General features: G+C 37.5%; 15 protein-coding genes and 1 tRNA gene. 10 read left to right on the top strand and 6 right to left on the bottom strand.

All coding sequences use genetic code 11. The annotated features are described in order from the left end of the window. Positions 1 to 30: 30 nt before the first annotated feature. The 9 genes from ACA086_RS08320 (at position 31) to ACA086_RS08280 (ending at position 7,952) form a co-directional block, all read left to right on the top strand. Positions 31 to 513: a nuclear transport factor 2 family protein gene (locus ACA086_RS08320; protein ID WP_371002869.1), complete on the top strand. Its 483-nt coding sequence runs from the start codon at positions 31 to 33 to the stop codon at positions 511 to 513. Positions 514 to 519: 6 nt separating this feature from the next. Then, a complete protein-coding gene (locus ACA086_RS08315) occupies positions 520 to 1,113 on the top strand; it encodes a DUF2911 domain-containing protein (protein ID WP_371002868.1) in 594 nt (197 codons plus the stop codon). Position 1,114: 1 nt separating this feature from the next. Then, entirely contained in the window at positions 1,115 to 1,822 is a 708-nt protein-coding gene (locus tag ACA086_RS08310; RefSeq protein ID WP_371002867.1) for a PepSY domain-containing protein, read from the top strand. A 321-nt stretch (positions 1,823 to 2,143) separates the two neighbouring features. Next, the gene (locus tag ACA086_RS08305; RefSeq protein ID WP_369748850.1) at positions 2,144 to 2,338 is read left to right on the top strand and encodes a hypothetical protein; all 195 of its coding nucleotides are present in this window, start codon (positions 2,144 to 2,146) and stop codon (positions 2,336 to 2,338) included. Positions 2,339 to 2,347: 9 nt separating this feature from the next. Beyond that, positions 2,348 to 2,914, top strand: a complete 567-nt coding sequence (locus tag ACA086_RS08300) for a helix-turn-helix domain-containing protein (RefSeq protein WP_371002866.1) — start codon at positions 2,348 to 2,350, stop codon at positions 2,912 to 2,914. Between the two features lie 83 nt (positions 2,915 to 2,997). Then, entirely contained in the window at positions 2,998 to 3,645 is a 648-nt protein-coding gene (locus ACA086_RS08295; RefSeq protein WP_371002865.1) for a class I SAM-dependent methyltransferase, read from the top strand. A 1,016-nt stretch (positions 3,646 to 4,661) separates the two neighbouring features. Continuing rightward, complete coding sequence (locus ACA086_RS08290; RefSeq protein ID WP_371002864.1) at positions 4,662 to 6,920, top strand: heavy metal translocating P-type ATPase; 2,259 nt, start codon at positions 4,662 to 4,664, stop codon at positions 6,918 to 6,920. A 20-nt stretch (positions 6,921 to 6,940) separates the two neighbouring features. Further along, on the top strand, positions 6,941 to 7,159 hold the full coding sequence (locus ACA086_RS08285) for a heavy-metal-associated domain-containing protein (RefSeq protein WP_371002863.1): 219 nt from the start codon (positions 6,941 to 6,943) through the stop codon (positions 7,157 to 7,159). A gap of 124 nt (positions 7,160 to 7,283) precedes the next feature. Further along, entirely contained in the window at positions 7,284 to 7,952 is a 669-nt protein-coding gene (locus ACA086_RS08280) for a zinc-dependent peptidase (RefSeq protein WP_371002862.1), read from the top strand. Positions 7,953 to 8,084: 132 nt separating this feature from the next. Here the strand turns inward: ACA086_RS08280 and ACA086_RS08275 are convergent, their stop codons facing one another. After that, positions 8,085 to 8,759 carry a DUF4386 domain-containing protein gene (locus ACA086_RS08275; RefSeq protein ID WP_369748844.1) on the bottom strand — a complete coding sequence of 225 codons (675 nt, stop codon included), beginning with the start codon at positions 8,757 to 8,759 and terminating at the stop codon, positions 8,085 to 8,087. Between the two features lie 524 nt (positions 8,760 to 9,283). Then, positions 9,284 to 9,357 (bottom strand) — tRNA-Arg (locus ACA086_RS08270). Positions 9,358 to 9,468: 111 nt separating this feature from the next. Between ACA086_RS08270 and ACA086_RS08265 the strand changes: the two genes are divergently transcribed. Beyond that, positions 9,469 to 9,981, top strand: a complete 513-nt coding sequence (locus ACA086_RS08265) for an adenine phosphoribosyltransferase (RefSeq protein ID WP_371002861.1) — start codon at positions 9,469 to 9,471, stop codon at positions 9,979 to 9,981. On the opposite strand, the gene ACA086_RS08260 is transcribed toward ACA086_RS08265, so the two are convergent. From ACA086_RS08260 to ACA086_RS08245, 4 genes are all read right to left on the bottom strand, one after another. Continuing rightward, positions 9,978 to 10,130, bottom strand: coding sequence for an SsrA-binding protein (locus tag ACA086_RS08260; RefSeq protein ID WP_371002860.1), 153 nt, complete (start codon positions 10,128 to 10,130; stop codon positions 9,978 to 9,980). The two genes, ACA086_RS08265 and ACA086_RS08260, sit on opposite strands and share 4 nt — an antisense overlap. A gap of 515 nt (positions 10,131 to 10,645) precedes the next feature. Continuing rightward, complete coding sequence (locus ACA086_RS08255; RefSeq protein WP_371002859.1) at positions 10,646 to 12,478, bottom strand: M56 family metallopeptidase; 1,833 nt, start codon at positions 12,476 to 12,478, stop codon at positions 10,646 to 10,648. After that, positions 12,475 to 12,834, bottom strand: a complete 360-nt coding sequence (locus ACA086_RS08250; RefSeq protein ID WP_369748840.1) for a BlaI/MecI/CopY family transcriptional regulator — start codon at positions 12,832 to 12,834, stop codon at positions 12,475 to 12,477. Before ACA086_RS08250 ends, ACA086_RS08255 begins: the two co-directional genes overlap by 4 nt. A 16-nt stretch (positions 12,835 to 12,850) precedes the next feature. Beyond that, entirely contained in the window at positions 12,851 to 14,290 is a 1,440-nt protein-coding gene (locus tag ACA086_RS08245; protein WP_371002858.1) for a serine hydrolase, read from the bottom strand. Positions 14,291 to 14,322: the final 32 nt, after the last annotated feature.

Raw genomic sequence — 14,322 nt, 5'->3', positions numbered from 1 at the left:
AAAATAATGAACACTTTTAAAACGATAACAATGAAAAAGACCAGAACCATATTCTTACCATTTATGACGGTATTGGCTTTTGTGGCGGTCAACGCCCAAGAACCTGTGATAACTTCAGAAGAAGATGCTGTGATCACAGTAATGAAGAAATACAAAGAAGCCCTACAAAACCTAACAATAGATCGCACTTTCGTACTTTTTGCGGATAATTCCCAAGTCTATGAGCAAGGAGGCATTGAGGGCACTTATTCTGATTATATAGAGCATCACTTGGGACCAGAATTAGGACATTTCAAGAAGTTTGAATTTTCAGATTATGAAATTGATGCAGAAGTGCATATGCCTTATGCCTTTACTACAGAAACCTACATTTATACTATTATCCTAAAACCAGACGAAAAAGGGAATTCCCGAACGATAAAGAAAAAAGGAGTGGCAACTTCTATCCTCGAGAAGATAGATGGTAAATGGAAAATCATTAAAACGCACTCTTCGTCCAGAAATACAAAATAAAATATAATGAAAAAATATATCCTTCTTTCCGCAGTATTAATTATTATTCTAATCGTCTCTTGCAAACAAGAAGTGAAAGAGAACAAAGAAGTTGTGACGAAAGAATTAGAAACAAGTTCTCAAACCGCTGAACCTGATAAGAAAAAGCCATTAAGTCCACCTACCGAAACAATGGCAATGATAGGTGATGCTCATATTCATATCAATTATTCGTCGCCAGGCGTAAGGAATAGGATCATTTTCGGTGGTCTGTTGGCTTATGATCAAGTCTGGCAGGCTGGTGCTCATATGGCTACTTGGCTGGAAACAAACAAAGATTTAACCATTGACGGTAAAGTGTTAATATCTGGAAAATATGGGTTTTTTGTAATTCCCAATAAAGAAGAATGGACAGTTATTTTCAACAGGAATTGGAACCAGCACGGAAAGGACGACTATGATTCGAGCGATGATGTATTAAGGTTTAAAGTAACCCCTAAAATTTCCGAAGAAATTCAGGAACATCTGGAATACAAAGTGAAAAAAACAACAGAGACTTCCGGAACAATTTCAATGAGTTGGGAAAAAGTAACGATTGAATTTCCTTTCGAAATAAAATAATATGGTTAACAGAAAAAAAGCGAAATGGATTAGAAAAACACACCGCTACTTAGGTGTCTTTTTAGGTGTCCAGTTTCTAATGTGGACAATCAGTGGCATGTACTTTAGTTGGACGGACATTGATGAAATACATGGTGACCATTTTAAGAAAGAGAAAGCAATTCAAACGGGATTCACCAATTTAATGGGCACGCACAACCTGGACTTACGAAGATCCATAGAATCATTGGAGTTGCTTGAAATTGCCGGAAAACCTTATTACTGGATCAATGAATCCGAACTGTACAATGCAAAAACGGGAAAATTAAAAACAAAGGTTACTCAGCAAGAAGCTCTACAGGTTGCAAAAAGATATATGTTGCGAGAGCTTGAAGTAGCTGACATCCAACTTATAAACACCGTGGACGATCACCATGAGTATAGGGGTAGGCCTCTGCCCGCCTATGAAATATCATATGATACCCCACAGAACCTAAAGGCATACGTAGCGGTTGAAAATGGGGCGTTTCAAACGGTTCGATACCGTAATTGGAGGTGGTTCGATTTTCTTTGGATGACCCATACCATGGATTACGACACTAGGGACAATTTCAATACCCTATTACTTAGGGCCTTTTCACTTCTAGGGCTGATAACTGTGCTCAGCGGATTCTTGTTATGGTTTATCAGTTCACCTACGGTAAGAAGATTAAAAAGTAAGAAAAATTGATTGACAGCTTGGTGAAAGTTAGCCAAATGGAGTGAAAAACAAAGATATAAAAGAACATCTATGGTGAAAAATAAGAATTAGGATAAGGGAATAGAGTCGAGAATGCGGCCTTCTGAAAATTTTTCTTAGCGAAAAGAAGGTTTATATATTTTTATTTCAAAAATAATTCTGTGTAGGATACAAATCGTGATTACACTCGTTCTGCTTGCCTTATCACAGAATTAATAGTCTTGAATTGCTGTGGTGTACTGAATAGAAATTGTACAATTCAAATCTAACAAAAGAATTTTTGGCAAGATACAACTACTTAAAATTATGACGATGAGCGAACTAAGAAGGAGAAGAAGAGAGGAAGAGAAGAAATCAAAGAAAATTAAATCAAACCGAGAGGAGGAAAAAAAAGACAAAAGGGTGCGAATCTACGGTATTATAGCCTTAGTGTTGATTTTTATAATAGTGATAGTGGCGATTTTTTTAAAAGCATGGTGGGAGTTCAGAGCGAAGTATGGATCTTAATCCGGTATATTGAAAGAAGTATTGTACATAAAAAATATGGTCTGTCCGAGATGTATATCCGCAGTTTCCGAAATTTTGGTGGTATTGAACATTGATTACAAAGCTGTCAAGTTAGGAGAGGTAGAATTGGTTTCGACACTCAATGAATTCGAAAAAAAATCTTTGTCAAAAAAGCTACAAAATGCAGGATTTAGTTTGATTGACGACCGTAAAAGCCAGCTTATCGAGCAAATGAAGAATTTGGTAATTGAGAAAATACATTATTCCAATGAAGAGACCGAATTAAAATGGGCCGATATTATAAGTAATGAGCTGAACTTAGATTACAAATATTTAAGTTCCCTATTCTCGTCGGTAGAAAGTATCACGTTCGAGCAATACGTCATCAACCAAAAAATTGAACGTGTAAAAGAACTTATTGTGTATGATGAATTGACCTTGAGCGAGATAGCTTTTCAACTACATTATAGTAGCGTTGCATACTTAAGCAATCAGTTCAAAAAAGTAACTGGAATGACACCTACGCAGTTTAAGAAATCTGTGGACAAAAACCGAAAATTCTTGGATGAGGTGTAAGGTGTTTTTACTAATTTTTGTGGAATATTTTAAATCATTAGACTATATAACGAGTTGCCAATAAACTGAATTGAGATATCAAAATGACATTAGACAGAAAGAAACATTGGGAAACAGTTTACGAAACTAAAAATCCAGACCAGGTAAGTTGGACGCAAGAAATACCAAAAACTTCACTGGAGTTTATGTGTTCGTTCAAACTAAATAAAAAGGCAAGAATTATAGACATTGGTGGTGGCGACAGTAAACTTGTTGACTATTTACTTGAAGAAGGATATAAGAACATTACCGTGCTTGATATTTCTGAAAAAGCAATTACGAAAGCTAAAAAAAGACTGAGGGAAAAGGCGAGTAAAGTAAATTGGATTGTAAGCGACATTACCGAATTTGAACCTGATACATCTTTCGATGTTTGGCACGACAGGGCAACTTTTCATTTTCTTACAACAGATGTCCAGATTATAAAATATACTAACATAGCGACAAAATTTGTAAGAGGTTATTTAATAATAGGAACCTTTTCACAAAACGGACCAAAAAAATGTAGCGGACTTGAAATAAAACAATACAATGAAGAGGAATTAACATCGGAATTAAAAAATGGATTTGACAAAATTCGCTGTGTAACAGAGGACCACATAACACCGTTTAACACCATACAGAATTTTCTGTTTTGTAGTTTTAAAAGACAATTGACTGAAAAGCCAGCATTACCTTCTCCAACAAGCTAAAACAACAGATGTGCATTTCGGTAGTTTTAGTTTTTGCAAAAACACGAATCAAAACAAAAGGAACATAGTTGAAGGCTTCCCTGTTTTGCGAGCCTGTGGTGCAATTAGTAAAGGAGACAGCAGGAAAGGACTGCGAAATGTCATTTCATAATCTGTCCGAGCAATGCGAAAGTAAATTCTGTGTTTCAAAAATGAAGGAATTTGGGGTTACAAGAGTTCCTGCCATTGCTGTTAACGGAAAACTATTGAATTGCTGCACCAACATCAAAATCACAACAGATGATTTGGTAAATGCAGGCATAGGAAGCTGTTAGGGATTACAATTACTAAATTGAACAAAAAAACATCTATGGGGACTGCTGTATTTTCAGCAGTTTCCCTCAAACTATGCTGCTGGGGCCCTTTACTACTTACAAGTGTAGTTGGTATTAGTGGGAGTTCTGTCTATTTTTCTTGGCTTATTGCATTGAAACCTTATCTATTGGCCAAAGCATTTTTGTCATTGGGATTGGCTTTTTATCAGGTTTATAAAAAAAGAGAGTGGACGATTGTGGCAACTGTGATACTGCTAAGCCATCATTTTTTAAGTCGAAATTCTATTTGTGGTTGGTTACAGTGTTTGTTGTTGTAATGACATTGGTTTCTTATTATCCACAAATATTTCATTCAACGGAGAAAGTAGGAAATGTTGCAACAAACAATACCGATATTCAATCTATAAAGTTGAATATTGAAGGAATGGTATGCTCGGGTTGTACAGAAAATATCAACCATTCTGTAAACAAAGTCGATGAGATAAAAAAGGTCATTCAATCCAATGGGTATTTGATTACAAATAGTAAAGACAGATAGACACCTTCCCATTGCGATGATAAAAACATAAATCGTTAACGACTTATTCCAATAGGTTAATAATAATTCTTGAAGAGTAAATTCTACAAATCATTCAGCATATTACGTAATACATTAATTTCTTTAAATCCTGAAATTTGTAGTCTACAAATAAGAATGGGTTTATGGAGACAATCAACATATTTGAAACCAAAGAAAAGAATACTAAAAAAGGAGTACAGGAATCATTTCCTGTTACGGGAATGACCTGTGCCTCTTGTGCAGCGAGCGTTGAATCTGTATTAAAGCATAAAGAAGGCGTATTTGATGCAAGTGTCAATTTTGCAAATAGTTCTGTTCTGATAGAGTTTGACGAGGGGTTGAGCCCTAATCAACTTCAAAACGCACTTCGTGAGGTCGGTTACGATATTATAATTGATGCCGAAGACCCTTCGGAAGTACAACAAGAACTTCAACAGAAACATTACCAAGATATTAAGAACCGTACTATCTGGTCGGCTATCCTTACGTTGCCCATTTTTGTGTTGGGAATGTTCTATATGCAATGGGAACCTGGCAAATGGATTTCTTTGGTATTGGCTTTTCCTATACTCTTTTGGTTTGGGCGCAGCTTTTTCATCAATGCCTTCAAGCAGGCCAAACACGGAAAAGCAAATATGGATACTTTGGTCGCTTTGAGTACCGGAATCGCCTTCCTCTTTAGTGTTTTCAATACCTTTTTTTCTGAATTTTGGTTAAGTCGTGGCATCGAGCCTCACATATATTACGAAGCGGCTACCGTGATTATCACCTTTATTTCCTTGGGGAAACTATTAGAAGAAAAAGCAAAATCAAATACCTCTTCAGCCATCAAAAAACTGATGGGGCTTCAGCCTAAAACCCTTAAAATTATTGAGAACGGGGAAGAGAAGGAAATCCCTATTTCATCTGTACAAGTTGGTCAGACCATTTTGGTACGTCCCGGAGAAAAAATTCCGGTGGATGGCGAAGTTTCCAAGGGAAGTTCGTATGTAGATGAAAGTATGATTACTGGAGAACCTGTTCCAGTTCAGAAATCCCAAGGGGAAAAGGTGTTCGCCGGTACCGTTAATCAAAAAGGAAGCTTTCAGTTTACCGCTGAAAAAGTAGGTGGGGAAACCCTGCTTTCCCAAATCATTAAAATGGTTCAGCAAGCGCAAGGGAGTAAGGCACCCGTTCAAAAACTGGTCGATAAGATTGCCAGTATTTTCGTTCCTGTGGTATTGGGTATTTCCATTGTAACCTTCATCGTCTGGATGTCAGTAGGAGGCGATAATGCCTTTTCACAAGCCTTATTGACCTCTGTAGCTGTGTTGGTTATCGCTTGTCCGTGCGCCTTGGGCTTGGCAACACCTACCGCCATAATGGTGGGTATCGGCAAGGGAGCCGAAAATAATATTCTGATAAAGGATGCCGAAAGTTTAGAACTCGGCCATAAAGTGAATGCAGTAATCCTTGATAAAACAGGTACGATTACAGAAGGAAAACCACTGGTAACCGATATACTCTGGAAGGAGAAACTTCAAAATCAAAAGGAATACAAGGAAATTCTTTTGGCTATCGAAGCACAATCAGAACATCCTTTGGCAGAAGCGGTCGTCAATCATTTGAAAGAAGAAAATAGTGAACAAGCAGAAATTACTTCCTTCGAAAGCATTACAGGAAAAGGTGTAAAGGCGCAATCAGAGAAAGGTTCAAAATATTATGTAGGCAACCATAAACTAATGGTCGAAAAAGATATTCAAATCGACGCTTCTTTAATGCAAACAGCAGAAAGTCTCGAAGAAAAGGCAAAAACGGTCATATTCTTTGCTAACGAACATCAAGTGCTTGCGATACTGGCCATTGCAGACAAGATTAAAGAAACTTCAAAAAAAGCCATAGCTACGCTTCAAGAAAGAGGCATCGAGGTCTATATGTTAACGGGAGATAATAATAAAACGGCTTCTGCCGTGGCACATCAGGTGGGAATATCTAATTATAAAGGCGAAGTATTGCCTTCGGACAAAGCGGCTTTTGTCGAAAAATTACAGGCGGATGGGAAGATAGTAGCAATGGTGGGCGATGGTATCAACGATTCACACGCTTTGGCGCAAGCCAATGTGAGTATTGCAATGGGTAGAGGTTCGGATATTGCAATGGATGTAGCAAAAATGACCCTGATAACGTCAGATTTACAATCCATCCCAAAAGCATTGGAACTGTCAAAAAGAACCGTGTTGGGCATACGTCAGAATTTGTTCTGGGCATTCATTTACAACATCATCGGTATTCCAATTGCAGCGGGAGTTCTTTATCCCGTAAACGGGTTTTTATTGGACCCGATGATTGCAGGTGCAGCTATGGCATTCAGTAGTGTATCCGTAGTTGCAAACAGCTTAAGACTTAAACGAGTAAAACTTTAATAATAAATAAATTCAATACTATGAAAACTTTAAAATTTAAAACAAATATCAATTGTGGTGGGTGTGTATCAAAAGTAACCCCTTTTTTGAACGAACATGAGGGAATAGATTCTTGGGAAGTGGACACTGTAAATCCGAACAAGATTCTCACTATTGAAAGCAACGGGGCCACGGAGCAGGATGTCAAGGATACTTTAGGCAGGATTGGTTTTAAGGTAGAGAGCCTAAATAAAGTCTAAGGGGTGTACCAACTGTACTCCAGATGATCTATACCTTAATTTTTGGGCTCATTATTCTGTTCCTATTTTTTTCGTTTCTAGAATAGGGGAAAAAAGTCAAGCCTTTTCCAAGGCATTCCATCCCTTGATAAAGGATAATGTACGCTTCTATCGCCATCTTTCGAAAGATAAACAGTCCATTTTTCAACAAAGGATGATGCAATTTTTAAGTCAGGTCTATATTGACGGAGTACAGTTGGAGTTACAGGATCTCGATAGAATACGGATTGCAGCAAGTGCCGTCATTCCAGTTTTTGGATTTAAGGAGTGGCACTATACCAACCTGACCGGAATACTATTATGTCCAGACCATTTCAATGAAATTTTGGAATTTCATAGTAAAGGGCAGGATCGAAATATCGGGGGAATCGTTGGTAATGGAAGGTTCGAGAAACAGATGATACTATCCAGAAAAGCACTATACCACGGTTTCAAGAATACCAGTGACAAAAGCAACACGGGCATTCATGAATTTGTGCACCGTATAGACAAATTGGACGATTTTACTAATGGAATTCCCGAGAGGTTGTTGGAGCGCCAATATACCATCCCATGGTTAAAATTAATCCACAAGGAAATGGAGGCAATAAACGCCAATAAATCCGATATAAGAAAATATGGCGGAACAAATAAGGCGGAATTCTATGCTGTGGCCCCAGAGTACTTTTTTAAGCGTCCAGACTTACTGAAGAAAAAGCATCCTGTGAGTACATTCCTAAAATTAGTACCCAGAAATCAACATTATCATAAATAACTGACAACAAATGTGTCTGTAACTTTAAAAAGATTTTTATGACCATAAATTACTGCACTATTTTTCTTCTACCGGAATGTGCATAGTTCCGTATTAGTAATTCTCAATTCTACAGGATTTGATCTTATTGGATTATTCTGAAGTCTTGTCTGAATTAGGATTCAATCCTTTGAATATCAGCCAAATTGGAAGAACCAATTGCACGAGTCCCAGTGGAAGTAGCATATTCATGCTAATACTATTTCCAAAAATAGAAAGTAATATTTCTATAAACATCAGAATGACGGCCATAATACCAAAAACAGAAATAGCCTTTGGAATTAAACCGGAGATGTAAAAGGTATAGTATAGAATAAATACAGGGAAACATGAAATCAGAAGGGTTAAATAATGTGTCCAAATATGCCTTTCGTACAGTAAAGTTCCTATAACCTCTAATGAGCCTAGATTTTCTCCTTGATTATTTAAAGATTCCTTGCCAAGTTCCAAAATGGAGAGGACACTGATATTATCTATTAAAATAGTTACCGAATATATAATACAAAGCGCAACATATAAATATCCCAAATTAGAGCTGTATCTTTTGAAAATGGGTAGTAGAATGATCGCTACGAGAATAGATGCAAATCCACTTAATATTCCCAGCAAGGTCGATAAGATAATATTATCTGAGTTTAATGCCGTTGAAGACAGGAAATCATCGCCATATAGTGAAACTTGTAAAAATTGGTACATAGAGACACCGATAATAAAAATGAGCAAAAAAAGTAACCCTACAATTCTTCCTTTTTTTTTATAATCGTTCATTTGGTCGGTTCTTGTTTGATGATAATGATTCCTTCAATGCAAAATGGTTCATTGCGTCTGAAGGACTTGGTAATAAGTCTACATTAAGTAATTTTTGTTACACATTGAGTCCCTTTGGACAATTAAAATTTATTTCTAATATAATCGTGTCATAAAACGGTCATTATAATAAATCGTTGAAGTATGTTTTGCAAATCCTTTATTGGACAATAGGAATATTACAAATTAGCAAGTAATACTACACATTATTAAACTTTCACAACATTAATTATTCAATGTAAAAGTAAGGACCTATTATTAAATAATAATAATTACTTAGACCCAAATTTTATCAGTTTTATATAGTGTTCTGTAAAAGAGTCTTGTTTTTTTGACAAGGCTCTTTGTACTTGTTGTCAACTCTTAACACTGAATGCTTTAGTCAGATTGAATGTTAAGAATAAACATTATCAGTCCAAAAACAACGAAACCTTGCAAATCATAGATTTTGCAAGGTTTTTTAATCGTTTGGAGTTTCCTCCTAGTGACCTCGACAGGATTCAAACCTGTAACCTTCTGAGCCGTAATCAGATGCGCTATTCAGTTGCGCCACGAGGCCATTTTTTTAGATCTCTAGACACGAATTCCCGGAATTCCGGAGCAGGGATCAAGTTCGGGTTGCAAATATATTTCTTTTTACATTTATGGACAAAATAAAGGAAAACCAAATATGGATTTTAAAAAGTATGTGCGAGATATCGATAATTTTCCAAAACAAGGGGTGGGATTTAAGGATATTACTCCATTACTTAAGGATCCCGAGGCTTTTAAAGCAGCATCCGAAGCACTGTTGCAGTTTATTGGAAACCAAAAAATCGATAAAGTTGTGGGTATGGAAAGCAGAGGATTTTTCTACGGTCCCGTTCTGGCTCTGGAATTGGGAGCAGGATTTGTACCGGTTAGAAAAGTTGGCAAATTGCCCCACACGAAAATAAGCCATACCTATGATCTGGAATACGGGACAGACACTCTTGAAATACACGCAGATGCTATCAGTGAGGGAGACAGGGTCATAGTTCACGATGACGTACTTGCCACCGGGGGAACCGCAAAGGCTACCTGTAAGCTTATTGAAGCCCTAGGTGGGGATGTCATACAGTGTAATTTCCTGTTGGAATTAACTGCACTACATGGAGCTTCAAAGTTGGTTGGTTATAAGGTAAAATCCTTAATGCGGTTCTAATCTAATGCCCTGGTGGTAATATAATACCTCCATCCTATTATTGCTAGTTGAAGTTTGCTCGCCTTGGAAAGATCAATAGCTTTCCTGGAAAAGGAGGGCAGTATCATTCGATTTATATACGCCAGGACTTTGAAAAAGATTTTTTTCATGCTCTAAATGTAGCAATTCTCTTCGTAAATCCTCAGACTCTCTATCTCTCCAGTCCTTTTTCAGCACTTGAACATTAAATACTTATAATAATAGTCCAACAAGCAAAATAAATAATTGTAATACTAATTTAACTAGTGCAATCATATGTTCTTTTTTAAGAGGAGAATTTCCTCGTTTTGTTAATTTTTCGAGAAGATATACAGGCTGTTAAATGCCCACAAGGAAAAGTTGAAATATTAATAAAAGTGAATACACAATTGTAAGAAAAAAAATAAATAATATAATATATTATAAGTGTATGTCTACAAACAAGTTATAGTAAATAATATTAAATTTTATATATGGTAATAATATGTAATAATTGTAGGGCCTTTTAGAGCTGAAATTAAATAACGTAGACGTATAATTGATCCTTTTGGCCGATTTTGGACAGTTTCATCTTTTTTCCAAAAAAAACCGACCTGAAACAGGCCGGTTTGATGTTGGTCAGTAATTAATTGAAAATAATCTGAGATCAGTTCTTTTTAGTGGTAATTTCTACCACTCCGTCTTTTGCTTTTTTTCCATATTTTTCGATGGCTTTATCACCTTTGTAAACATTTACTGTGGCGATGTCCTTCGGGGAAAGTGATTTGATTACTTTTTCCTTCACCACTTTGCCATCAACAATATACAATGGTTTTTCTCCTGATTCTGAATCTACGAAGAAGAATCCATCCCCTTCCATGACCTCGATATCTTCATCATCATCAGAATCTTTTATAATAAACACGTTTTTGCCCTTCCCACTCTTTGATTTTAGAACCTCAATGTGTTTTTCATCAGAATCTTCGTGCCCTTCATGGATCACCATTTCACCATCCCCGGATTTTATAATTTTCTTTTCGATAATTCTCATCTCACCATCAAGATCATCATCCCCATCTATTTTCTTAATAATAATTTTGTGGTCCTTATCCCCCTTCCCTTTATGAACTTTAATTTTTTTGGTGACATTCCCTTTGCTGTCTGTCCATTCCTCCTCATCTTCCGTTACATTGATGATGATAATTCCGTCCTTCTCCATTTCTTCCAAATCTTCTTTTGAAATCTCAGAATCCTTATCCATCACCCATGTCATTTTATTCTTACCATGGTTTTTGCCAAATTCCATATCACCTTCACCCCCCATAAACATCATATTACCTTTGGGATCAAAAACCACCGTAACCGGGTCAATTGGCTCACCGTCATTGTCAAAATCGGAAGATCCGCTAAATTGCTTCCCATCCTCTGATTTTCCATTCATATCAATGGAGAGGCCGATAATTTCTTTTTTCTCATTTCGAACTGTGGTATAGGAAAAGTCGATAGCCTCCTCTGCCATCTTAGCCTTTAATTTTTCCAATTCCTCATCAGACGTGTCCTTATCGATCTTGATTTTTATTTCCTTATTTGTATTTAGTTCCCACCAACTGAGATCAGAAGCCTCATTTGAAGGAATGTAAATTTCTTTGGTATTAAAACTGAAGAGAAAGAGGGCTAAGGCCGGGACTACCAGCGCAGCTTTGAAAATTCGCGCTTTCTTTGATTGTGATTTTTGTAACATGACGATTCGTTTTTTGATTAATGAATTATAAAAATGATTTATGATACTAATAGGGATTTCCTGTCCCGATACTTTAAGCAATGTGTACTGGTAACTTTTCTTTGAAGGGATACGATTCATGGCAGAGGCATCAGCAAGAAATTCGAGATTCTGTCGGATCTTGTTGTGATACATAAAACTGAATGGATTTACCCATAAAAGGATGGTGAAAACCTGACTGATCAGAATATCGAAGGAGTGTTTCTGTTCACAATGGGCTTTTTCATGTGCCAGAATTGATTTGAGTTCTGTTCCATTGTACAACTTCGGATTATAGACGATATAATTAAAGAAGGAAAAGGGAGCAATGGGCTCATCGGTTTCCATAAACCGGATGTTATTGTCTTTCTTTATGGTTACAGCTTTGCTCAGGGTTGCGCGCAGTGACCACAATTGAAGTCCGAATTTGGACAGCCAGAAAATCAAACCGCCGAGATAAAGGAGAAAGCCTATCATCCATGGATCGATCCTGGATTCTGAAATTGGAGTAGTTTCCCCCACAATTCCCGAACTTGTCGATGCCATGCTTATCGGAGTCATTTCTACATAAACCGGAATACTGATCAGGGGGCAAAAAGCGGCACATAGCAAGCCAACAATCAGAAATCTTCTGTTCTCTTTAAAAAGCGTTTCCTTCTGCAACAATAATAGATAAGTTGTAAAGAAGATGAGCAAAATTCCCGATGATTTCAACAGGTATTCAAAGAATGCTTCCATCATTTATTTTTTTCAATGAGTTCAATTATTTCCTTCAGCTCTTCCACTGATATTTTTTCTTCCTTAGCAAAGAAGGACACCAGACTTTTATAGGAATTGTCGTAGAAGTCGGCAATTCTGGCATTCACAAATCGCTTGCGATAGTCTTCCTTGGAAATCAGAGGGTAATAACGATGAGTATTCCCAAAAGCTTCGTGACCCACGTAGTTTTTATCTTCGAGGTTTCTCACTATAGTGGAGAGGGTGTTGTAGTGAGGTCGATCGTCCTCCATTTCGGCGAGGATCTCCTTCACAAAAGCCTTTTCAAGCCTCCACAGAATCTTCATGATCTCTTCCTCCTTGTTCGTTAGTTTTTTCATGTTTTTGTAAATCGAATTATTTCTTTAGTTCGCTAAGAGCCTCCTGGGCCGATTCCAGGCCGGGCCTGATTTCCAATGCTTTTTCATAGGCAGCAATGGCCTCATTTTTTAACCCTTTCATTCGCAGGGCTTCCCCATAACTATCCCAGCAATTGGCAACATCCGGGAATAGTTTTGTGTTAAGTTTAAAGAGCTGTAGAGCCGATTCAGGATTGTTGGCCCCATAAAGATAAGCATAGCCCAAATCATTGAGGATAAAATCTTTGGGATCTGTGGGATGAAAGTTTACCGTAAGAGAGTCGAAGTGTTTCTCTACATATTCAAATCCGTTTTTTTCAAAATTTATCCTCACGTTCTGTATGGCAGGCAAAGAAGGTTTGCGTACATCTTCACCCCGATAAAGCGCAAGGATGTCGAGCCCTATCCTTTCAGCAACCGGTTCATCCATATTGGCGAATACGATAATGCTAAGGTCCTTGTTCATGACCTGCAGATATACCGAGTTAAAACCATCGAAACCACCGGCAGCACTGGCCGCTTTCCCTGAGGGTAGTTGCCTTAAATACTGAAAATGCGGATCGGCCTCTTTACTGGCTTCCGACATCAACAAGGTATCGTAGTAATAGGAATGATAGAATTTCAGGATATCCTCTGTTGTGGATAAAAACCCACCATCTGGGTTAGGAATGTCCTGGAGGGTGGAATTCTCCTCTAGTATTCCGAGAGGAGTATATAGATAGCCTTTGGCAACCCTGTTTTCCAATCCGTTAAAATCTTTGAGGTAGGTATTTTCTAGTTTCAGTTTGTCCACGATGCGGTCCTGAACATTTTTAAAATAAGACTCGCCTGACACTACTTCAATGACTTTACCTAATATTACATACCCAAGATTAGAATAAGCGTCGTCTTCTCCGGGAGGAAAAAGTAATTCATAGTCCTTAGCCCGTTCAACAATGGCATTCAATTTTCGCTCCTCCAAGGTCAGGTCAAAATAATCCGGGTTGTGGTAATCCCCGAAACCAGAACGATGTTCCAGTAAATGATTGATCGTAATATCTCCAGCCCGTTCATCTTTAAAACCCGGTACGTAGTTGATCAATTTGTCTGTCAATTTTAAGCGGCCTTCTTCCTCAAGTTGTTTGACCACAATCCGGGTGAAGGTCTTGTTCATACTCCCAATATCAAACAGGGTGTTCTGCTCATTGGGTTTTCCCGTTTCCCTGTCAGTAAGGCCGTATGCCTTGTGAAATATATTCTGGCCGTTATCGGCTACCAACACCACGCCAGAAAAAATATCCAGGGAAATATAATCCTGTATTATCGGCTCTATCTCGGATACAAATTCGATTTTCTGTTCTTCATTATCGAAAGCAGTTTGCTTAGCTGATGGATTCTGTTCACAGGCTGAAAGCAGAAGAAAACTGAACAATCCGTACCATATTTCTTTTTTCACCATACAAGTTTTATTTGCTATAAACCGATTAATTG

Origin of the sequence: Muriicola sp. E247 (assembly GCF_041358175.1) — a bacterium.
Taxonomy (GTDB): domain Bacteria; phylum Bacteroidota; class Bacteroidia; order Flavobacteriales; family Flavobacteriaceae; genus Muriicola.
The sequence above is the reverse complement of the archived record's forward strand: the minus strand, read 5'-3'. Positions and strand labels throughout refer to the sequence as shown.

What these genes read in the sequence shown, in the direction of transcription:
- ACA086_RS08315 (WP_371002868.1), top strand. Translation starts at nt 520, where the DNA reads ATGAAAAAATATATCCTTCTTTCCGCAGTATTAATTATTATTCTAATC.
- ACA086_RS08285 (WP_371002863.1), top strand. Translation starts at nt 6,941, where the DNA reads ATGAAAACTTTAAAATTTAAAACAAATATCAATTGTGGTGGGTGTGTA.
- ACA086_RS08275 (WP_369748844.1), bottom strand. Translation starts at nt 8,759, where the DNA reads ATGAACGATTATAAAAAAAAAGGAAGAATTGTAGGGTTACTTTTTTTG.
- ACA086_RS08260 (WP_371002860.1), bottom strand. Translation starts at nt 10,130, where the DNA reads ATGAAAAAAATCTTTTTCAAAGTCCTGGCGTATATAAATCGAATGATA.
- ACA086_RS08295 (WP_371002865.1), top strand. Translation starts at nt 2,998, where the DNA reads ATGACATTAGACAGAAAGAAACATTGGGAAACAGTTTACGAAACTAAA.
- ACA086_RS08305 (WP_369748850.1), top strand. Translation starts at nt 2,144, where the DNA reads ATGAGCGAACTAAGAAGGAGAAGAAGAGAGGAAGAGAAGAAATCAAAG.
- ACA086_RS08310 (WP_371002867.1), top strand. Translation starts at nt 1,115, where the DNA reads ATGGTTAACAGAAAAAAAGCGAAATGGATTAGAAAAACACACCGCTAC.
- ACA086_RS08245 (WP_371002858.1), bottom strand. Translation starts at nt 14,290, where the DNA reads ATGGTGAAAAAAGAAATATGGTACGGATTGTTCAGTTTTCTTCTGCTT.
- ACA086_RS08250 (WP_369748840.1), bottom strand. Translation starts at nt 12,834, where the DNA reads ATGAAAAAACTAACGAACAAGGAGGAAGAGATCATGAAGATTCTGTGG.
- ACA086_RS08290 (WP_371002864.1), top strand. Translation starts at nt 4,662, where the DNA reads ATGGAGACAATCAACATATTTGAAACCAAAGAAAAGAATACTAAAAAA.
- ACA086_RS08255 (WP_371002859.1), bottom strand. Translation starts at nt 12,478, where the DNA reads ATGATGGAAGCATTCTTTGAATACCTGTTGAAATCATCGGGAATTTTG.
- ACA086_RS08320 (WP_371002869.1), top strand. Translation starts at nt 31, where the DNA reads ATGAAAAAGACCAGAACCATATTCTTACCATTTATGACGGTATTGGCT.
- ACA086_RS08265 (WP_371002861.1), top strand. Translation starts at nt 9,469, where the DNA reads ATGGATTTTAAAAAGTATGTGCGAGATATCGATAATTTTCCAAAACAA.